Here is a 21,185-nt window from a genome sequence, read left to right as displayed (position 1 = left end):
AGAAATTTATTTGTGGAAAAATTAGAAATAATTGTGCCGCGATGCATAAGCACTCTTTCTCAATAATTCCTTTCTTGATGCAGTCGCTCATGGAGGAAACTCCCTTTCTGCGCGCTGCATCGCTATTTTAAGCCCTCCGCAGTCGCTCATGGGGTTTCTCCCCTGCTCCCTGCTCCCTGCTCCCCTGCCTCTTCGATGACAGTCCTTGTTGAGTCGAACAATACTGTCCTAACTAATTGTCCATTGCTATAGTTTGCAGTATCAATTTGTGGGTTTTTGGGCTGAGTTCACCATAGCTGCCATGGGTATAATCAGTTGATCATTTTGTTTGTATGCCAATGTTGCATTGTTTACAGCTATTCGGATAGCTTCTAAGGATTGGGGAGTTTGAGAGCGTAGTAAACCCCCTGTCCTAGCTGTACCTCGATAAAAAGCGGTAAATAGCTCTTCTGGGTTTTCTAGTTCCCATTTCAAATAAATTGTTTGCACTTGGGGATTGGCAAATCCCACACTTTGTAAGGTTTTGATGCTGGTATTGGGATTGCTAAAGTGGAAAAAAGCCGGCCCTTCGGGAAGGGAAACCTCTGCTTGCCCATGGGTTTTAATGGCATCCATCATAATCTGAAAAGCAGTCGAATTTTCTGGTAAATCCCAGGAAGTAAAAGCAAATTTGCCTTGGGGCTTGAGGACGCGAAAGGCTTCAGCAATTGCTGCTTCTGGGTTAGCTAAATGTAAGATCCCAAAATTCATTACCGCCACATCAAATTGACAGTCGTCAAAGGGCAAAGATTCGGCATCACCGGACACAAATTCTATCTGAGGATGAATTTGCCGAGCTTTATGCAACATTGCTTCGGAAAAATCTAAGGCTGTAACCCGACATTGTCGCGATTGGGCAACTGCTGCAACATAACCTGGTCCGGTGGCAATATCAAGTAGTTTTTTCCCCTCTTTTGCCTCCACGGCATCCAAGAGAGGCTCAATAGTTTGGCTGGTGAGTTTGCCAAAAGATGTATGATATTGTTCAGCTGATTGTTGCCATCCCTGATATTCAAATTCTTTAAAATCATTGCATACATTACTACCTTGGCTCATACTCACTCACTATTCTCTGTAAACTTACCTCAATCTACCATTAGATGATGAAAGACAAAGTTTTGATTCTCGGTGGTAGGGGACGGATTGGGGGTAGTGTAGCCCGTGATATTGCTACCCACACCCAGGCAGAAATTATTGTAACCGGACGCACCCCCTACCAACAAATTGACAATGACTCCATACAATATCTGGCTTTGGACTTAGCAGATACAGAAAAATTACGACAAGCGATCGCATCTGCCCATCTTGTGATTCACTGTGCAGGCCCTTTTGATTATCGCAGCACCGATGTATTACAATTCTGTATTCAACAGGGTGTTAATTATATTGATGTTTGCGACCAACGCTCTTACATCAGCAAAGCCTTAAAATATGATCAGCAAGCTGTCGATGCAGGAGTAACAGCAATTATCAGCACCGGCGTTTTCCCTGGTATTTCCAACAGTATGGCGCGGCAGTGCATAGAAAAATTTGATACTGCCGAAACCCTACACTTGAGTTATGTTGTGGCTGGCTCCGGTGGTGCTGGAGTAACGGTAATGCGAACAACTTTTTTGGGTCTGCAAAATTCTTTTACAGCTTGGATAGATGGTAAATGGCAGTTAATTGAACCATATACAGTCAGGGAAAATATAACTTTTCCTGCTCCCTATGGACAGTGTGGAGTCTATTGGTACGATGTACCCGAGACATTCACTCTACCTCTTGTTTTCCCCAATCTCAAAAGTGTAATTACCAAATTTGGCTCAGTCCCCGATATTTACAATCGCTTGACTTGGATAACTGCCAATATATTTCCTAAATCATGGATACGTAATCCCCAAGGGATAGAATTTCTATCTTACATTAGCCACTTGATGACTGATATTACTGATAAATTTAGTGGTATTGGTATAGCTATGCGTGTAGAAGTTACGGGAATCAAAGATGGACAGCAAGGTATTTATAGTTCTAACTTAGTCCATGAAAATACTGCGATCGCTGCTGGCTGTGGAACTGGTAGTGTTGCCCAATTAATACTTGAGGGTAAACTGAAAAAACCAGGTGTTGCACCTGTAGAAGCATCATTAACAACAGACTTGTTTGGACAAACTATGGAAAGTCGTGGAATTACTCTGCAACAGGAATGGCACTAGAAAGAGAAGTAATAAGTAATAAGTAATAACGCATGGTTCGCCCATGTTTTTTGAAGTTAGAGAAATTGATAAATAACGTGATACCATTTTTAAAAAAGAATGGGACAGATAGGTAGGGAACATCCACAATCTTTCAATATATAAAAGTATCTTAGTGGTGCCGTGCCCTTACGAATAATTTATATGTTGCAAACATTATTTGAATTGGTATGAGAATAAGGATTTGGAGTCAATCATACCATTGTTCTTAACTGAAACGTATTGGCTTATAAATCACGCTTTTTCCAAAATACAGTCTTTTTCTGTAGATTTGGAGATTTTAATTTTGAGCTTGAGGGTTGAAACTACACCTACAATTCCTAGAGTGAATAGACTGAGATTGTTAGTGAGTTCAGGAACCGGGCTTGGAGAAAAACTAATGGGTAACTCACTATCTTCTGCTCCTAAATTTTCAAAACCTGGTATTATTGGAGGTGCAGAAAAAACCTCGAAATAACCTGGTGGATCTAAAAAATCGGCAAAAAATACATTAATAAAGTTTCCCCCGGAAGTGGAATAACCAAAACCATCACCTGTTAATTGTTGATTATTCAGACTAATTAAATTTTCAACCTCAAAAGGTTCATTTCCTGGTATGGAAGTCCCGGTAGTTTGTAAACCAGTAATTGTTTCACCATTTCGCGTACCAGTAATGTCAGTAATCAGATAAAATCCCAACTCATCAGGGGTATTGTTGGTAATGAAAGTTCCACTTGCTTCTATTTGATCACCAGAATAACTCCAACTCCACGTTAGAGCCTCCGCAGTTTGTATTGTCCCGAACACCAACCCAGATGTAGCAAACGCAACTGTGGCAATTTGCATAATTAGATTTTTCATAAAAGCCATTCTTGACTGCTCCTCTGCCTGAAGGCGAGGGGATTCTAAAAGGATACTACGGGACGGGTTAAAACCGCGTCGCGAAGGCTTTTTTTTAGCTGTCACCCAGATATAAATCCGGGTGGGGTGAGTCAAAGCACCCCCCACACATCCCACATTTTTTTCGCTCACCCTGTGGGGACTGTGGGATAAATCCCACCGTATCGGGTTTCATCCCCTGTCTAAAGAACGAAACACGCAACTGTGTTGCTCTTTCTCAAGGGCTTTCACTCTCTCGCTGCACTTCTGGTAATTTTTATCCTACAGAATATCAACCAAAACTTTCACCAATTTTTCAATATGCACCTTTTGGTGAGTAGCCATCAGAGATATCCGGATGCGACTAGTAGGAACTGTGGGTGGACGAATGGCTGGAGCAAAAATCCCCCCAGAGATCAATTGTTTCCCTACCTGCACAGCTTCCCCTGCATTTGCTAACTGAAAACAAATAATAGGAGACTCTGAAGGTAATAATTTCAAATTGGGTAACTCTTGTTGGACTAACTGTTTCAAATAAGCCACATTTTCCCATAATTGATTGCGGCGTTGGGGTTCTTGCTGTACTATTTCAATGGCAGCCAGAGCTGCTGCTGTATCCCCTGGTGGCAATGCTGTGGTATAAATCCAACTAGGAGCACGATTGCGGAGAAAATCTATCAAGGCTTGAGTTCCCGCTACATACCCCCCCAAACTACCCAAGGCTTTACTTAAGGTTCCCATCTGAATTAGTTGTTTTCCTGTACAGCCGAAATGCTCTACACAACCTGTACCCCCCTCCCCTAATACTGCAGTACTATGAGCTTCATCAACCAGCACCATACAACTAAATTCTTCCCCTATACTTAATAGTGCTGGTAAGGGACACAAATCTCCATCCATACTAAACACAGCATCAGTAAGAATTAAACAGCGTCGGTAGTTATTTCTTATTTGTTGTAACTCCCTGCTTACAGTTTCCGTATCGTTGTGGGGATATTCAATAATTGTGGCACCGCTAAGGATTGCGCCATTCTTCAAGCTAGAATGATTGTATTGGTCAGATAAAATTAAATCTCGCTTACCAACTAAGGCAGTAATTGCACCCAGGTTTGCCAAATAACCAGAACTAAATATGACAGCATCCTCCGTTTGTTTGAGAGATGCGATCGCTTGTTCTAATTCACCGTGTAATTCCCTGTGTCCACTGAGTAATCTAGAACCAGTACTACCAGTACCAAATTCCCTAATTGCCCTTGTAGCCGCCTCAATTAGCCGCTTATCCCCTGCTAACCCCAAGTAATCATTGCTAGCGAAATTAATCACATTCTGCCCATCCAGGATAACCGTAGCACCGGGACTACTTTGGATAGTTTTCACCGAACGATACCAGTCAGCACGGTGAATAGTTTCTAGGGATTGTTCTAGCCAAGCATAGGGATTAGGCATTTGCAGAGGAGTGAGGAAGTGAAAGAAGGAGCGAAAGAGGGAAGGAGTGAAAGAGGGAAGATAACTGATAACTGTTAGCGCAGCTCCTCCGAAGGAGGCTAACTGATTTACTGGCTAACTTCACTACTGCTAAGATGAGCGATCGCTTGTTTAATCCACTCTTCCACAAAAGCATCTTTAGGCAGTCCAATTTCTTCACTGACATAATGGAGGGCATGACTCACCTCATGGGCAGTATATCCCAAAGCCAGCAAAGTCATTTGTACTTCTTCCAAAATACCAGGGGCGGGGCCATCGGTAGCCACAAAAAAGCCAGCACTTTTGCGCCATTCAATTAACTTACTCTTTAACTCCAAACAAATACGCTCGGCGGTTTTCTTCCCCACACCGGGAGCTTGGATTAATAATTGCACATTACCAGTGACAATTGACTGCACCAATTCCGGTAATTCCAGGGTATCCAACAATGCGATTGCCAAAGCAGCCCCAATACCACTAACACTGATTAAATAGCGGAATAAATCCCGATCAGCTGGGGAACTAAAACCGTAGAGGAACGGAACCTCATCCCGAATTTGGTAATGGGTGAAAACTTGAATTTCCCCCCCAGAACTGGGTAACTGCTGCGTCATTCTGCCGGAAATTTGCAAATCATAACCCATACCATTGACTTCTAAAGTCAAAATATGGCGATTACCACTATGGTTTTGAATACCAGCAACTATACCTTTGAGATAACTAATCATTCCATCAGCCCAAAATACTTTAAACCTTCGAGAATACCACCCGCACAAACATCTTTTGCTAGATAGCGATGCTCCGCAGGATTGTCATAGTGCCATGTCAGTAATTCTGGACGGGCATTTCCGACAATAATTCCCCTTTCCTCGCCTGCGGTAAATAAAGCAATATCATTACCAGAATCACCGCAAGCCACCGTTTGTTCTGCGACAAAATTCCATTTGTGGCGCAGAAACTGCATTGCCTGACCTTTATCGCTGGAAATTGGTACAATGTCAAGGTCTATACCGCTACTATAAATTAACTTTATGTCTAACCCTGCTGTATTCAATTTTGATTTTAGTTGGGGTAAAACCTCTGCTGAATAGGCTTCTTTCAGGTAAAAACTCACCTTAAAAGCACCTTGTTCTGAGTCTGGTTGAGGAACCAACTCGGGGAAATCAGCAGTTGTAGATAATACCACTTCTTTGTTCCATCCCCCAGAAAGTTTTTCTGACCAATGGGAATCAGGCATTTTACTATCGTTGAGATATATTTCAGTTCCCACAGCAACTACCAATGCATCCGGATCTAAAAGATTTTTTTCTGCTTTTAGTTGTTGGTAGAGAAAGCGCGATCGCCCAGTAGCATATACAATTTTAGTTCCATATTCTTGGCGGTGTTGACTTAATTTTTGGCTTAGTTCTACCAAAGCTTCATCATTTCCCACAAAGGTATTGTCCAAATCTGTGACAAACATAAATGGTTTCATAATTTTTATTGCCCTGAACAACTTGAATAAAAATTAAGATTACCATTGTTGGGGTAATTATCACTGTTCTGTCTTTCTTTCGCGATCGGCATTCCACCACTACATAGTTCTTGGGTGCAGTGAAACGAAACCCAACAAAACTGACACTTCAAAACTTTTCCAAATCCCTACAAGCAATAGCCGCAGCCATCAAATAGGGAAATTTATCGGGACTATAAGCAAATGCAGGAATACCAAAACCAGCAAATGATTCTGCTATAGTGTGATTGCTATAACTTACTCGTAATGCGTCCACATCCTAATTATCTTTACTACTTGCTCGGATTCAATTACCTCATAAACCAATCGATGCTGTATATTTATTCTTCGAGAATAAGCACCCTGTAAATCACCCACTAACTTTTCATAGGGAGGAGGATTTTGAAAGGGATTGTCTGCAAGAACGGCAAGCAATTCTTCTGCTTTATCCTTCAAATTACTGGAAGCTAACTTCTTTGCATCTTTTTGTGCTTGCTTTGTGTAAACTAACTGCCAATTAGTCTCTTCTTCTTGACTCACCAATCCAAATCCTGATCGCAATCTTCAATAGAAGTATCTAATCCTTCTTTAATAGATTCTCCCATTCCAGGGATAGATAACAGATAAAGAGTTTCCTGAATTGCAGACCAATCTTTTTCTGCAAGCAGTATTGCATTACCGCGATCGCCTTGAATTATAATTGGTTTACCTTCCTCTGCTACTTGGTCAATTAGCTTTTGTAAATTATTTTGAGCATCATTTACGGGAAGGGAAGACATAATCATTTTTTTGTTTGACTATAAATTTACTCTAGCAAAGACTTCATTCCCTAATCCATTCTCCCAAATCCCGATGAGAAATAGCCGCAGCCATCAAATCGGGGAACTTATCAGGACTACAAGCAAATGCAGGAATACCAAAACCAGCTAATGCTTCGGCTATCCTGTGATCATACATTGGTGCGCCATCATCATTCAATGCTAACAAAGCAATAAACTGCACCCCAGAAACAACCATTCCTCCAACTCGCTTCAACATTTCCTGACGATTACCACCTTCGTACAAATCGCTAATTAATACGAATATGGTGTCTTGAGGCTGTGAAATAAACCCTTGACAATAAGTTAGTGCCCGATTGATATCTGTTCCTCCTCCTAATTGAGTCCCAAACAGTAAATCTACTGGATCTGAAGATAAATCTGTTAAATCTACTACTGCTGTGTCAAATGCTACTATCTTAGTTTTCACCGCAGGTAATGATGCTAATACTGCGCCAAAAATACCAGCATAAACTACAGAAGTTGCCATAGAGCCACTTTGGTCTATGCATAAAATAATATGTTTTAAATGACTCCTTTTTCGTCCATAACCAATACGCACTTCAGGGATAATTGTGCGGTATTCTGGTTGATAATGTTTGAGATTGGCGCGAATAGTACGATGCCAGTCAATTTCATTGTGGCGAGGACGACGGTTGTGAGCGGCGCGGTTGAGGCTACCCAAAATAGCTTGACGGGTGGGATTTGCTAATTTGCGCTGTAAGTCTTCTACTACACGACGCACTACTTGGCGAGCCGTATCTTTAGTTTTTTCTGGCATTACAGTACTTAAAGACAGCAGATTACCCACTAAATGTACATCTGGCTCTACCTGGGCGAGCATTTCCGGTTCTAGTAACATCTGTCGTAAATTCAGACGTTCTAGAGCATCTTGCTGCATTACTTGAACTACAGATGAAGGGAAATAGCTACGGATATCACCCAACCATCGAGCAACCTTAGGTGAAGAACTACCTAAGCCACCAGAACGTTTGCCATCATACAATGCACTTAAGGCATTATCGATACATAAATCAGCACCACTCAATTTACAACCAGTACCATCAGCTTCTTTATCACCTAAAATCAATCGCCAACGACGTAGGCGTTCTATCTCAAATTGTTCGCTCATAATCTTATTGTCATCCAGGACTGACTTGAAAATAGGGAGTGGGGAGTAGGGAGTGGGGAGTAGGGAAGAGGTATTTTCATCTTTGATGGTGAAATTTTTTCATTGGGACTGCCTTTGCTGATAAAAATTTTTAAAATGCAAATAGATTTAAAAGTAGGGAACTAACCCCACTCACAAAATTGGCAAAATTAGGTTTACCCCGACTTACCTTTCTGGTGTGAGGTGTCTGCAATTCTAAGATAAAAGCTTGTGCTGTTTGCAATCCAGTATTATTACTTTGAGACGCAAACAGCTTCTCTGCTATTTGCATATCCTTTAAAGCACCTGCACTATCAAATAGTTGATATCGAACCACACCCCTTGCTAAGTAAGCATTAGCATACTCCGGCTTTAGAGCAATCGCTTGATTAAAATAATCAATAGCCTGTTGTTGAATGCCCTTTTCTGCTGCTGATACTCCTAAAGCATAAAATTCTTCTGGTTTGACTATTTGTAGGGGAATCCCAGTTGCTCCTTCCAAGTTAGCCCCAGTCAAATTAGTATCAGTTAATTGTGCGTTAACTAAATATGTATTTCTCAAATCAGAACTAGTTAAATTGGCTCCCTGGAGATTGGCTCCACTTAAATTAACACCAAATAAACTACTGGCACTTAAATTTGCTCTGCTTAAATTTGCTCCACTTAAGTTTGCACGGCTAAGATTAGCACCCGTAATATTAGCATCACGCAAATTTGCTCCTGATAAATCAGCCATAACTAAACCGGCTCCACTCAGGTCACACCTTTCGCACTCCTTAGTAGCTAACAATTGCCTGACATGGTCAGCATTTGCAGCTTGTGCTACTTGGCAAAAACTGAGGGAACCTAACACTGTAAATAGAGCTAAAATTTGCTTCTTCATAACTGATATCAAAATATCTTTAGTCAACTTTAACCTAGATACAACTGATACATCATTATTATTGGAACTACCTTTCTCGCACAGGGAGATAAATCATCCGTGTCATCCTTCGATCAATATAAATCCGCGATGCTTTTTGCAAATTATTCTCATCTTTATGCTATAATCAACTCAGATGAACAATAGTTAGCTTAGGATGGGTGATCAGCGTACCAAAACTTAAAAAACATAAATTACACTTTTTTTCAAAAATCAAGTGATATGTTGGATACAGAATTGAATGTCCCTAATATATGGAGTAGTCATCCATAACTCTCTTTATATTTCCCCAAACACAACTGCATTGATTCAGATTTTGGGCGCGTTAATCCCGTGCCTGAGTGGCGATTATAGTACTCAAATATAGGTTAAGATTTTTATCAAACCCCCACCACAGTTAAGTTTTAGTGTATTATTGGCAATACATGTACCCTAGACTCTCAATTCTAGTACCCCCACCACAAAATACTAGTACCCCAACCCTTAAAAAAAAATAAATTCTTAATTGATAAGCCTTGCAAGCTGTGAGTACATTTTTAATAAATTCAATAAATATTATCCGACTCACATATATTAATATTTGTCAAGGGCCTGATATAAAACTTATATCGCCAATCACTAAGAGCACTAACAACAACAGAGCAATTAGTGAGTGGAGAGATGAGATAGCACCATGCCCTTGGATATAGAAGTCGCACTTTGTACTCATACAAAATCACAGACTCTCAAAGGTTGCCACACCAGCCTATCTATTATGAGTTGAGATTAACTGAGTATTAAAGTGGGTACAAGACGCGGCTTTAATTCCTGGGTCAAGGAGTTTTAGATTTTGAATTTTGGATTTTGGATGGGATCTAAGATCCAAAACCTAAAATCTAAAATTGTTCATCTTCCACAGTGGCAGTCAGCCCACCGACCCTTGCTAAATTCAATGACACCACCCGTTAAAGGAATCGTCACCTCAGAAGTCACGGAATCTCAAGTAGCCCAGGCTCAATCAGGTGGTTGCGGCGGTTGCAACAGCGACGACAGCGCCACCGTGGAAATGGATGAGAAAATACAAGCAAGGATTGCTAACCATCCTTGTTATAGTGAGGAAGCTCATCATCACTACGCCAGGATGCACGTTGCGGTAGCGCCTGCTTGTAACATCCAATGCAACTATTGTAATCGAAAATATGACTGTGCTAACGAAAGTCGTCCAGGAGTAGTTAGCGAATTATTAACACCAGAAGAAGCAGCAAAGAAAGTTTTAGTAGTTGCAGGCAAGATTCCCCAAATGACAGTATTGGGAATTGCAGGTCCTGGAGATCCATTAGCGAATCCAGAAAAAACCTTCCGTACCTTTGAGTTGATTGCAGAGCAAGCACCTGATATTAAGCTTTGTCTGTCAACTAATGGTTTGATGTTGCCTGAATATGTTGATCGCATTAAGGAACTAAATATTGACCACGTTACCATCACCATTAATATGGTGGATCCAGAAATTGGGGCAAAAATCTATCCTTGGGTACACTACAAGCGCAAACGCTACCGGGGTATCGAAGGGGTGAAAATTCTGCATGAGAAGCAAATGGCAGGATTAGAAGCCCTCAGAGATGCGGATATACTATGTAAAGTTAACTCCGTTTTGATTCCAGGTATTAATGATCATCATTTACCTGAAGTCAACAAAGCCATCCGTGAACGAGGTGCATTCATCCACAATATCATGCCCCTAATTAGCGCACCGGAGCATGGTACCCACTTTGGATTGACTGGTCAGCGTGGACCAACCACCGCAGAATTGAAGGCAGTACAAGATAAATGTGCTGGTAACATGAAAATGATGCGCCACTGTCGTCAATGTCGGGCAGATGCGGTAGGATTATTAGGTGAGGATCGGAGCCAAGAATTTAGCAAAGAAAATTTCTTGGAAATGACTCCAGAATACGATGCTGCCAAACGCCAAGAAGTTCACGCAGGCATCGAAAAGTTCCGCAAAGAACTCGAAGCAGCAAAAGAGCTAACTAAAGATACTAACCTAACACTAAGTGGTGAAAAACTCCTGGTTGCAGTTGCTACCAAAGGTAGTGGCTTAGTTAACCAACACTTTGGTCATGCCAAGGAATTCCAAATTTACGAAGTTGACGGTAACACAGCCCAGTTTATCGCCCATCGTAAGATTGACCACTATTGCCAAGGTGGATATGGAGAAGATGCAACTCTCGACAACATCATTAAAGCACTTAGTGATTGTACAGCAGTGTTAGTTGCCAAAATTGGGGAATGTCCCAAAGAGCAATTGCATGAAGCGGGTATCCAAACTGTTGAAGCTTATGACGCGATTGAGAAGGTTGCTTTAGAGTTTTACCAACAATGGAGTAAGGAACAGTAAGGAGGAGAGAAGGAGTGAAGGAGGGAAAGAGTGAAAGAGGGAAGGAGTGAAAGAAGGAAAGAGGGAAAGAGTGAAAGAGGGAAGGATTACTGATGAAGAATGCAGAATGCAGAAAAATAATTCTAAATTCGCTCATTCAGGTATCATGTGACTCCATCACTCCATCACTCCATCACTCCATCACTCTCTCACTCCCCCACTCTCTCACTCCCCCACTCTCTCACCCCACCACTCATTACCAATCCTCGATCGCAAACTTCACAAGGAGGATAGTCATGACTTATAAGATTACCAGTGAGTGTATTTCCTGCAATCTTTGTCAGTCCGCGTGTCCCACTGGTGCCATCAAGGTAGTTGATAACAGCCTCTGGATAGATGCCAATTTATGCACAAACTGTGTGGGTAGTCTTTATACGGTACCTCAATGTCAAGCTGGTTGCCCTACCTGTAATGGTTGCGTTAAACAGTCTACAGATTATTGGGAAAGTTGGTTTGATGCTTATAACCATGTACTAGCAAAGCTTACAAATAAACAAGATTATTGGGAGAACTGGTTTAATTTATATTCTCAGAAATTCTCCGAACAGTTACAAGAGCGCCAGTGTCGAGTATGGGGAGTGGAATCATGAGAGAAGCAAGAACTGAAAGGAGTTGCATAATTGACAAAAGCAAGCTACAGAAAAAATTGCTCTAATATACTACTCCATTTTCATTCTTCAACTCTTCAACTCTTGTTACCTCAAATCTAAAAGTAATGCACAATAACTGTATTTATCTCGACAATAATGCTACCACTAAGGTTGACCCACAAGTGGTAGAGGCAATGTTACCTTACTTGACAGAGTATTATGGTAATCCCTCCAGTATGCATACCTTCGGTGGTCAAGTTGGTAAAGCTGTTCTGGAAGCCAGAAAACAAGTAGGGGCTCTGCTGGGTGCAAATGAATCAGAAATCGTTTTTACCAGTGGTGGTACGGAAGGAGATAATGCTGCAATTCGCGCCGCACTATTAGCACAACCCGATAAACGCCACATTGTTACCACCCAGGTAGAACACCCAGCAGTATTAACTCTGTGCAAACAGTTAGAAAAACAAGGCTATACCGTCACTTATTTATCAGTCAATCGCCAGGGACAGTTGGATTTAGACGAGTTAGAAGCCTCTTTAACTGGTAATACGGCTTTGGTATCCATTATGTATGCCAATAACGAAACCGGTACGGTGTTCCCGATCGAAGAAATTGGGTTGCGAGTTAAAGATAAAGGCGCTCTCTTCCATGTGGATGCAGTGCAAGCAGTGGGTAAAATCCCCATGAATATGCAGACCAGTAAGATTGATATTTTAACCATGTCTGGTCATAAGATTCATGCTCCCAAAGGCATAGGTGCATTGTACGTGCGTCGGGGTGTGAGATTTCGTCCCATGATAATTGGTGGAGGACAGCAACGGGGTCGTCGTGGGGGAACGGAGAATGTTCCGGGGGTAATTGCTTTAGGTAAAGCTGCTGAGTTGGAATTGTTGCACTTGGAAGAAGCAACAGCCAGAGAAAAAAGAATGCGCGATCGCCTAGAACAAGCCCTACTCGCTACAATCCCCGACTGTGAAGTCAACGGCGACATAACGCAGAGATTGCCTAACACCACTAACATTGGCTTCAAGTACATTGAAGGTGAAGCAATTCTGTTAATGCTGAATCAAAAGGGTATTTGTGCATCATCCGGCTCTGCTTGTAGTTCTGGTTCTTTAGAACCTTCCCATGTTTTACGAGCAATGGGTTTACCTTACACCACCTTACATGGTTCTATTCGTTTTAGTTTGTGTCGTTATACCAGGGAAGCTGAAATCGATGCAGTGATAGAAGTTATGCCCGGTATTGTAGAACGCCTGCGTGCCCTTTCACCCTTTAAGAGCGATGAAGCAGGTTGGTTACAAGAACAAGAGCAAGTACTTGCTCATCGCTAATTCGAGAGTTGGGAGTTGATGGTTGATAGTTGATGGTTGATAGTTGATAGTTGATGGTTTAATTCTTTCCCTCCATCACTCCCTCACTCCTTCCCTCCATCACTCCCCCAATCCAAAATCCAAATCCAACATCTAAAATTTAAAATTCTGTCATGTGGGACTATACAGATAAAGTATTGGAACTCTTCTACGATCCTAAAAATCAAGGGGTATTGGAAGATAAGGGCGAACCAGGAATCAAAATTTCCACCGGAGAGGTAGGTAGTATTGCTTGCGGAGATGCTCTTAGGCTCCACCTCAAAGTAGATGTAGATGCTGATAAAATTGTTGATGCTCGTTTTCAAACCTTTGGCTGCACCAGTGCGATCGCTTCATCAGAGGCTTTGGTAGAAATCATTAAGGGTAAAACCTTAGATGAGGCACTTGATGTCAACAATAAGGACATTGCCGATTATTTAGGTGGACTACCAGAAGCCAAAATTCATTGCTCAGTTATGGGACAAGAAGCACTGGAAGCTGCTATATTTAATTATAGAGGGATTAAACCAGAAACCCACGAAGATGATGACGAAGGTGCTTTAATTTGTACTTGCTTCGGCATCAGTGACAATAAAATTCGCCGGATAGTTCTGGAAAATAACCTCAATACCGCAGAAGAAGTAACAAATTATGTCAAAGCTGGTGGCGGATGCGGTTCCTGTTTAGCCAGTATTGATGATATCATTGCTGAAGTTAAACAAGCATCTACGCCTGTATTCACTTCTTCTACAAAGACTAATGGTGGTCAGTCCCCTGCAAAACCACTGACCACAGTGCAGAGAATAGCACTCATTCAAAAAGTACTAGATGAGGAAGTCAGACCCGTTCTGATTGCTGACGGTGGAGACGTGGAACTTTACGATGTAGAAGGTAATCGCGTAAAAGTTCTATTGCAAGGAGCTTGTGGCTCTTGTTCTAGCAGCACAGCAACCCTGAAGATAGCCATTGAAGCCAGACTCAAAGAGCGTATCAGCCAAGACCTTGTAGTTGAAGCCGTTGGACCATTGGTTTAGTACTGGAACACTACACAACTCGCTTCACAGGACCTAAAGATATGACACTGTTCGAGAAAATTGGCGGACAACCCACTATTGAAAAAGTCGTCGATAATTTTCACCAACTTATTTTGGCAGACAGTAGCATCAGTGGCTTTTTCGCTAAGACTGATATGAACAAGCAACGCGGTCATCAAGTTGCTTTCTTCTCTCAACTCTTGGATGGTCCTAAGGCTTATGCTGGTCGTCCCATGGACAAAACCCACACAGGTATGAGCTTACAACAATCACACTTCGATGCGATCGCTAAGCATTTAACTGATGCTATGACTGGTGCTGGAGTATCCGCAGAAGACGCAAAAGCAGCAATTGAGCGTGTATCTAAGTTAAAGGGCGCTATTTTAAACAAGTAAATATCTATTGTTAGGTTATTAGTTCCTAACACAAACCACCAACAAGTTAACGAGGTAATTGATGTTAACACCTGACCTTCTTTTGGCTGTAGAACGAGCGCCACCGGCGTAGTTCTACAATCCGGTCACTACTGTAATTCGACAGGGGTGACGACTCACACAAACTTCAAAGACCCACCAACCAAACTAATTGCAGGAGAATCATTAATCATGACCGACGAGAACATTAGACAAATAGCATTCTACGGTAAGGGCGGTATTGGTAAGTCTACCACCTCTCAAAATACCCTGGCTGCTATGGCAGAAATGGGTCAGCGCATTATGATTGTGGGTTGTGACCCCAAAGCTGACTCTACTCGTTTAATGCTTCACTCTAAGGCTCAAACCACTGTGCTGCACTTAGCAGCAGAACGTGGTGCAGTTGAAGACTTAGAACTCGAAGAAGTAATGTTAACCGGTTTCCGTGGCGTACGTTGCGTTGAATCTGGTGGTCCAGAACCTGGTGTTGGTTGTGCTGGTCGTGGTATTATCACCTCCATTAACTTCTTGGAAGAAAACGGTGCTTACCAAGACTTGGATTTCGTATCTTATGACGTATTAGGTGACGTTGTATGTGGCGGTTTCGCTAACTACCGCTAAATCTGATATTATTAGGTAAATCATCTTTTTGCACCTTGTAATGCGAGATTTATCAAGAGCATTGGGTTATTGCCGGGTTTCCACTCAAAGACAGCATACAGAGGGTCATGGGTTGGAGCGTTACATTGAACGATTAAAGCAATATGGGTTGACTGAAGAGCAAATACATTGGGACATAGAATCCGGTGCTAGCGAGAAGCGCCAAGGATATAACCAAGTTTTAGAATTGGTGCGATCGGGTCAAGTTGATAAGATCATCGTACCTTGTTTTGATCGATTCACGCGATCGGCTTTAGGTTGGGAAGTTGCACGGGAAGAATTACAGAAATTTGGGGTTGAGTTGATATTTCTCGACGGTGGAAGTTTGGATTTGGATACTCCAGAGGGTTTATTTACCAGTAGAATATTAGCTGCTATGTCTGCACAGGTGCGAGACAAAAATAGATATAACGCCATCCAAGGACATCGATATTTTCAAGAGCAGAGGAAAATTTACCAAGCAATATTCGGTTTTATTAAAAACGGTGATAGTGTTATTCCCAATACAAAGCAATATAGAAATACAGATAAAACCTATGTAGATGTGGCTCGTGAATGTGTGGAAATGTTCATTGAGTCCGGGGAATTATCTCAAACCATTAGAAGACTAACTGAGAAATATGGGCTAGAGCGATTTGGTAAGTATAAATTTGAAGATTTTCCCAGAGATGTATCTTCATTCCGTCGATGGCTAGAAAACCCCCTATTATGTGGCATGATTTGTTATTATCCATTCGACTCCCAAAAAAAATTAATCCTACAGTCAAACCATGAAGGGATTATATCCATCGCTCAACACCAACACATAGCCCAAATTTTATCTACCCATCCCCGTGGTAGACGGAGGTACATTACAAATCCGTTGGTGGGTTTATGTAAATGTGCAAAGTGTGGTGCAACAATGGAAAAGCGATCGACAAAAATTAAAGGCAAAACCTACGAACATTTAAAGTGTCCAGGTGCCTACCCAAAACCACGTCAAGTAAAAAAATGTGACGTACGCACCTATTTTCGCCTAGAAAATGCTATTGATGCAGCAATTCAAGCGTTAAAGACAAAGGCTGAAAGTATAGCCAATAATATGCCCGTCGAAAATACAGAAGTCGTACCAGCTGAGATATTAGAGTTGCAACAGCAAATTCTGAAATTGAAGCAACTAAACGACCCCGATTTTGACAGTACGATAACAATAAAAGAACAAAAATTAGAAAATTTAATCAAAACTTCAGAGTTAAATGTAGTAGCAGATGCCAGCAGAACCGAAGTTTTGCGTGGCATTGCTATGATTCAGGGATTTTGGGAGGTAGTTACCAGAGAAGAGTTAACTGCTATCTTTCACGAATTAGTTGAGGAAGTGGTCTGTTCCGTGGCGGATCGATCCCAATCCTTCGCTGCACGACTCAAAATTTGATTTCGTTCCTCTTCTGATAGAGAAGCTAAGTATCTCTCTGCTGCTGTCCACAAGATATCTGCCACTTTTTTAGAAATTGTCATTGTTCTGCGTCGATCCGGTTGTTCTTAGGTTAGTTCTTTGTGCAGAAATTTCTGTTCGTGGAAAACCATATGAACTACCCCATCTTACTTCGTTGAAGATGGGGTTTCTACATCCCCATCAGTAAGTTGAGGTTTTTGACGTTTCACACGACCTAGTTGCTTCATGGTTCCCGCAGTTTTACGAGTAGGTGAAATAGAGCTAGAATCATCTACGTCTAAGAGGTTAGTTCCTAACCCCTGTAGATTATTTGAGTACCAAAGCAGCATGACTTCTGCTGAGGCGATATCACGCTGTTGAGTATATCCACAGTTGTTACAAACGTGGGTTCTTTGGTCTAAAGTTTTCTTTTCTTGATGTCTGCATTTAGGGCAAGTTTGTGATGGCTTGACTTTACGAGTAGGAACTTCTACAAACAGACCATCAATATCTGATAATTTAGCTTTTAGGGCATCTTTTATCATACCCATCCCTACATCAAGAATTGATTTATTTAGACCAGTTTTCTGTCTTTTCCGTTTGCCTTTCTTAGCTTTGGCACTCATCTTTTTGACTTCTAGTTTTTCGGTTACTACCGTGCTGTTACCGCTAATTATCCGTGTAGTTTCCTGGTGAACAAAATCCTGACGTTGGTTAGCAACTTTTCGATTCAACTTGCTTACCTGATTCTGAGTTTTTTTCCACCTTCTAGAAGCTTTTATTTTCTTTTTGAAATTAGGTGCGCGTTTACGACGCTTTGCTTTACCTAATTGTTTATTTTTTTGTTCAGATGACCTCAAGAATCGAGGCGCGCGAACCAATCCATTTTCTTCGCCATTAGTCCAGGCAATAGCGTCATTGCAACCTAAATCAATCGCAATCGTGCCATTCTCCGAAGGACGGCTATTTTTTAGTAAAGTATCATCAATTTCTAAAATTATGGAAGCATACCATTCACCATGACGATGAACAATATCTAAAGCTTTAGGGTGTCCCCAAAGTCTAGCTTTGCCACGCATCTGAATTTGACCGATTTTGGCTAATTCCAAGTAACCATTATCCCCATTGCTATGAACTTTCCAACCTGTGAATGATGGGTAAGTCCATCCTGAATAATGTCTAATCGATTTAAATTTAGGATATGCTCCAAGTCCTTTGAAAAAGCGTTGAAAAGCAAAGTCAACACGTTTCAAAGTTGCCTGTAATGCTTGAGAATTGATGACTTTATATTCTGTCCAAACATCTTTGAAGTCAGGTAAGCAGTTCTGTTGTTCAAAGTAAGACACCGTTTTACCAAACTTCTTGTAAGAAGTAATTCTGTTAGATACTGCGGCATTATATAGGTCTTTATGCAGCTTCCGGTGATAATGCAATACTGCATTCACTTTCTTGGTCGGATATAGCTTGAAAGTTCCTCTACGTAACGCCATCAGTAATCACCCCCTTTTCAGTTGCTTGACTGATTTGGCTCGCTTACATCCCCAGCTTATAGAAGCATGGGGAATTACGCGAAATCAGTTAAAATTTACTTATTTCACTCACCAATCTATGGGTAAACCCACTTGTTCCAATGTCTGGGAGTCTTGCAATAGCGATCGCATATCTGTATCTATTTGAATCGAACCTCCGGTGAGAACTAAGGCTCGTTGAGTAACCTTACCCAACCACAACAAATCATGGGATGCAATTAACATTGCTTGTGTGGGCAATCGTAATAATATTTGGGCTAATGTGCGTCGCCATGCTGGATCGAGTCCGGTAGTTGGTTCGTCTAATATGAGCAGATCGGGTTCTAGGGCTAAAATAGCAGCTAGAGCCGCTAATCGCCTTTGTCCTCCAGAAAGTTCATGTACGGAACGTTGAGCATAGGCTTCTAAACCAAAATCAACTAATAACTGTCGCGCTTTATCTATTGCTACTGCTGGAGAAATACCATAATTACGAGGTCCAAAAGTAATATCTTCTAAGACAGTAGGCATAAATAGTTGATCATTAGCATCTTGAAAACCAAAACCAATATGTCTTCTCAGTTGTGGTAATGTTTTGGGTTCCAATAAAATACCATGAATCCAAATTTTTCCTTGTTGGGCTTGTTTTAAGCCAATAATATTTTCCAGCAAGGTACTTTTACCAGAACCAGTTGCTCCCATCAAGCCAACACGGGAGCCCGGATTAAGAGTAAAGGAAATGTCGTGTAATACAGGCTTCTGATGGGGATATGCATAGGTTAAGTTTTCAACTGTAATTACATTAGTTTGGGGCTTCTCCCCTAGAAGTTGCGGGTTAGATGTTAGAGATTTCAAAATACAACACTCAAAACTAGTACAACTCGGCAGAAATAAACCTACTATTTCCCATCAATGGTAAAGATGGGGTCAATCTAAAATCCAAAATCCAAAATAGGGGCACTAGGGATTTAATACTTGGAGATAGGAAGCAATGGTAATGCTCATAGCACAAGCACCTACTCCTAAAATAGCTAGATAATCTGGGGTTTTGAATGGGGAATCTATAGGTAAACTGCCCTGATAACCCCGCACAACCATTGCTGCATATACCCTTTCGGCTCGATTCAGGCTGCGTAAATAAAGACTACCAATCATGGCAGCACTAGCATAACGCAACCAACCTGCGGTTCCCCCTAAACCCCTGAGTTGTGCAGCTCGCTGCATCCGTTGTACTTCACTCACTAATATTTCTATATATTGCCCTGCTAACAATAAAATTTCTTTGAAGGGTACTGGTAAAGGTAAACTCTTGAGGGCAATACCAAAACTATGGGGGGGTAATGTCAATACAAAACTATTCATCACTACCAAACAAATTAGGGAACGCATCAATAAAAAACTGGCTTTTTCCCATCCCATTGGTAATGCTAGGAATGCCAGAAAAATTAATTCTACCCCTAATAATTTGGTCAAGTTACCAATTGAAACTTGCAATATGGTAGCCCATATTAGAGCGATCGCTGCATACATACCCAAATATAACCAGGCATGATACCTTAATAAAGCTGCTCCCACAACTACGATTAAGGATAAGTGCAAGCGTAATGGTAGGGAAAGTTTAGGCATTTTTTGGTTTCACCACCTTTGCTAAACCAAATGCAACTATAAAACAAAATGCCGCTCCAATTAATCCGGCGATACTTGTACCGATGGAACCTAAACCCTGAATTTCATAGTCAGCTAAAGGAGTTGGCACAGCTAACCTCACATTTTCGGCTAAATTGAGAAATCCTAAATCCCCAGCCACTTTTTCTAAGCCATCGGGCCATGCTGATGCCCCTAAGGATAAGACTCCAGCAATCAGGAAAATAGTCACAATTGGTGTCAGCCAACCACGGAATTGCTGCTGCCCACCTGGTAATAAATCTGGTCTGGCATTAGCCAAGTAAGCAATTACACCACCTGTAATTAAGCCTTCCCCTAACCCAATCAGAATATGTACCCCTGCCATAGTTGGTAAAACCACCAGAGATGCAGTTCCTGAAATCGCCAATTCAATGGCACAAGCGATCGCAGCTACAACTATACTCACACCTGCTGCAATCCCTGCAGCCAAAGGTAAACGCGCCCTAGAACCGCCAAATAATCTCTGTAAAGTTTGGGTTAACAACCATCCTACCCAGACCCCAATTACTGCCAGGTTCAAAATATTTGCTCCCAAGGCGGTAATTCCACCATCAGCAAATAACACCGCCTGAATAATTAACACTGTAGCGATACATAACGTCCCTGCCCAAGGACTACCCAAAATAATTGCGGCTAAAGCTCCTCCCGAGAGGTGACCGCTAGTACCTCCAGCCACTGGGAAATTAATCATTTGCGCTGCAAAAATAAAAGCGGTAGTTAAACCCAAAATTGGGGCATGACGGGTACCTAAATTTGTTTGCGATCGCTTCAAGGAAACTGTCAGGGCTGCTACACTAACTACACTAGTGGATATTGCCACTGGTACAGAAACAAAGCTATCTGGAATATGCATTCGTTCGCCTCCATTTTTGTTGTATCTAATTACCTATTTACCTGAAAAATATAATTACGTTTCCATACTAATGAAAAACAAAAACTTTACTAATTTTACAATGTTCTACTAGGCAAATTACTATGTTCTCTGACCATATTTAACAAAAATTTTGTATTATTAAATATATTTATGTTTTTAAGTGTAAACTTTTTGTAATATTCAACCATAAAACTAGCTATTTATTCTCTAGCAGATTAGCTATAGCAACAATATATTTATGTTCTTAATGAGAGTCATGTAAAA

21 protein-coding genes and 1 pseudogene are annotated in these 21,185 nt (G+C 41.3%); 8 read left to right on the top strand and 14 right to left on the bottom strand.

The annotated features are described in order from the left end of the window. Nucleotides 1-261: 261 nt before the first annotated feature. Nucleotides 262-1,095, bottom strand: coding sequence for a class I SAM-dependent methyltransferase (locus CALSC_RS11725; RefSeq protein WP_088241530.1), 834 nt, complete (start codon nt 1,093-1,095; stop codon nt 262-264). Nucleotides 1,096-1,142: 47 nt separating this feature from the next. Here CALSC_RS11725 and CALSC_RS11720 point away from each other — a divergent pair, with 47 nt between their 5' ends. Next, nucleotides 1,143-2,234, top strand: a complete 1,092-nt coding sequence (locus CALSC_RS11720) for a saccharopine dehydrogenase family protein (RefSeq protein ID WP_088241529.1) — start codon at nt 1,143-1,145, stop codon at nt 2,232-2,234. 273 nt (nt 2,235-2,507) lie between these two features. Here the strand turns inward: CALSC_RS11720 and CALSC_RS11715 are convergent, their stop codons facing one another. The 9 genes from CALSC_RS11715 to CALSC_RS11680 form a co-directional block, all read right to left on the bottom strand. After that, nucleotides 2,508-3,284 carry a PEP-CTERM sorting domain-containing protein gene (locus CALSC_RS11715; RefSeq protein ID WP_235006766.1) on the bottom strand — a complete coding sequence of 259 codons (777 nt, stop codon included), beginning with the start codon at nt 3,282-3,284 and terminating at the stop codon, nt 2,508-2,510. Nucleotides 3,285-3,413: 129 nt separating this feature from the next. Then, on the bottom strand, nt 3,414-4,577 hold the full coding sequence (bioF, locus tag CALSC_RS11710; protein ID WP_088241528.1) for an 8-amino-7-oxononanoate synthase: 1,164 nt from the start codon (nt 4,575-4,577) through the stop codon (nt 3,414-3,416). Nucleotides 4,578-4,684: 107 nt separating this feature from the next. After that, nucleotides 4,685-5,323: a Holliday junction branch migration protein RuvA gene (ruvA, locus tag CALSC_RS11705; protein WP_088241527.1), complete on the bottom strand. Its 639-nt coding sequence runs from the start codon at nt 5,321-5,323 to the stop codon at nt 4,685-4,687. Next, nucleotides 5,320-6,069, bottom strand: a complete 750-nt coding sequence (locus CALSC_RS11700) for a sucrose-phosphate phosphatase (protein ID WP_088241526.1) — start codon at nt 6,067-6,069, stop codon at nt 5,320-5,322. The genes ruvA and CALSC_RS11700 overlap by 4 nt, the downstream gene beginning before the upstream one ends. Nucleotides 6,070-6,217: 148 nt before the next feature. After that, nucleotides 6,218-6,364, bottom strand: a complete 147-nt coding sequence (locus CALSC_RS26430) for a hypothetical protein (RefSeq protein ID WP_159460605.1) — start codon at nt 6,362-6,364, stop codon at nt 6,218-6,220. Continuing rightward, complete coding sequence (locus CALSC_RS11695; protein WP_088241525.1) at nt 6,346-6,627, bottom strand: Txe/YoeB family addiction module toxin; 282 nt, start codon at nt 6,625-6,627, stop codon at nt 6,346-6,348. Before CALSC_RS11695 ends, CALSC_RS26430 begins: the two co-directional genes overlap by 19 nt. After that, a complete protein-coding gene (locus tag CALSC_RS11690; RefSeq protein WP_235006765.1) occupies nt 6,624-6,872 on the bottom strand; it encodes a type II toxin-antitoxin system Phd/YefM family antitoxin in 249 nt (82 codons plus the stop codon). The genes CALSC_RS11695 and CALSC_RS11690 overlap by 4 nt, the downstream gene beginning before the upstream one ends. A gap of 37 nt (nt 6,873-6,909) precedes the next feature. Beyond that, the gene (locus CALSC_RS11685; protein WP_088241523.1) at nt 6,910-8,037 is read right to left on the bottom strand and encodes a VWA domain-containing protein; all 1,128 of its coding nucleotides are present in this window, start codon (nt 8,035-8,037) and stop codon (nt 6,910-6,912) included. Nucleotides 8,038-8,167: 130 nt separating this feature from the next. Continuing rightward, on the bottom strand, nt 8,168-8,938 hold the full coding sequence (locus CALSC_RS11680) for a pentapeptide repeat-containing protein (protein WP_088241522.1): 771 nt from the start codon (nt 8,936-8,938) through the stop codon (nt 8,168-8,170). Between the two features lie 970 nt (nt 8,939-9,908). On the opposite strand from CALSC_RS11680, the gene nifB reads away from it, so the two are divergent. From nifB to xisF, 7 genes and pseudogenes are all read left to right on the top strand, one after another. Further along, nucleotides 9,909-11,354: a nitrogenase cofactor biosynthesis protein NifB gene (gene nifB / locus CALSC_RS11675; RefSeq protein WP_088241521.1), complete on the top strand. Its 1,446-nt coding sequence runs from the start codon at nt 9,909-9,911 to the stop codon at nt 11,352-11,354. A gap of 275 nt (nt 11,355-11,629) precedes the next feature. Continuing rightward, nucleotides 11,630-11,983 carry a 4Fe-4S binding protein gene (locus CALSC_RS11670; RefSeq protein WP_088241520.1) on the top strand — a complete coding sequence of 118 codons (354 nt, stop codon included), beginning with the start codon at nt 11,630-11,632 and terminating at the stop codon, nt 11,981-11,983. 125 nt (nt 11,984-12,108) lie between these two features. Further along, nucleotides 12,109-13,317 carry a cysteine desulfurase NifS gene (nifS, locus tag CALSC_RS11665; RefSeq protein ID WP_088241519.1) on the top strand — a complete coding sequence of 403 codons (1,209 nt, stop codon included), beginning with the start codon at nt 12,109-12,111 and terminating at the stop codon, nt 13,315-13,317. A gap of 152 nt (nt 13,318-13,469) precedes the next feature. Then, nucleotides 13,470-14,369 carry a Fe-S cluster assembly protein NifU gene (nifU, locus tag CALSC_RS11660; RefSeq protein WP_088241518.1) on the top strand — a complete coding sequence of 300 codons (900 nt, stop codon included), beginning with the start codon at nt 13,470-13,472 and terminating at the stop codon, nt 14,367-14,369. 41 nt (nt 14,370-14,410) lie between these two features. Next, nucleotides 14,411-14,764, top strand: coding sequence for a group I truncated hemoglobin (locus tag CALSC_RS11655; RefSeq protein ID WP_088241517.1), 354 nt, complete (start codon nt 14,411-14,413; stop codon nt 14,762-14,764). A gap of 210 nt (nt 14,765-14,974) precedes the next feature. After that, nucleotides 14,975-15,391, top strand: a pseudogene (locus tag CALSC_RS11650) (AAA family ATPase); the annotation flags it as partial. A 52-nt stretch (nt 15,392-15,443) separates the two neighbouring features. Further along, nucleotides 15,444-16,853: a fdxN element excision recombinase XisF gene (gene xisF / locus CALSC_RS11645; RefSeq protein WP_088241515.1), complete on the top strand. Its 1,410-nt coding sequence runs from the start codon at nt 15,444-15,446 to the stop codon at nt 16,851-16,853. Nucleotides 16,854-17,020: 167 nt separating this feature from the next. On the opposite strand, the gene CALSC_RS11640 is transcribed toward xisF, so the two are convergent. The 4 genes from CALSC_RS11640 to CALSC_RS11625 form a co-directional block, all read right to left on the bottom strand. Then, nucleotides 17,021-18,343, bottom strand: coding sequence for an RNA-guided endonuclease InsQ/TnpB family protein (locus CALSC_RS11640; protein ID WP_088241514.1), 1,323 nt, complete (start codon nt 18,341-18,343; stop codon nt 17,021-17,023). 108 nt (nt 18,344-18,451) lie between these two features. After that, nucleotides 18,452-19,216, bottom strand: coding sequence for an energy-coupling factor ABC transporter ATP-binding protein (locus CALSC_RS11635; RefSeq protein ID WP_088241513.1), 765 nt, complete (start codon nt 19,214-19,216; stop codon nt 18,452-18,454). A 105-nt stretch (nt 19,217-19,321) separates the two neighbouring features. After that, nucleotides 19,322-19,987, bottom strand: coding sequence for an energy-coupling factor transporter transmembrane component T family protein (locus CALSC_RS11630; protein ID WP_088241512.1), 666 nt, complete (start codon nt 19,985-19,987; stop codon nt 19,322-19,324). Beyond that, nucleotides 19,980-20,900 carry an energy-coupling factor ABC transporter permease gene (locus CALSC_RS11625; RefSeq protein ID WP_088241511.1) on the bottom strand — a complete coding sequence of 307 codons (921 nt, stop codon included), beginning with the start codon at nt 20,898-20,900 and terminating at the stop codon, nt 19,980-19,982. Before CALSC_RS11625 ends, CALSC_RS11630 begins: the two co-directional genes overlap by 8 nt. Between the last annotated feature and the right edge of the window lie 285 nt (nt 20,901-21,185).

The organism is Calothrix rhizosoleniae SC01 (genome assembly GCF_900185595.1).
GTDB classification, from domain to species: domain Bacteria; phylum Cyanobacteriota; class Cyanobacteriia; order Cyanobacteriales; family Nostocaceae; genus Calothrix_A; species Calothrix_A rhizosoleniae.
Note: the sequence above shows the minus strand (reverse complement) of the source record. Positions and strands in the feature narration are given on the sequence as shown.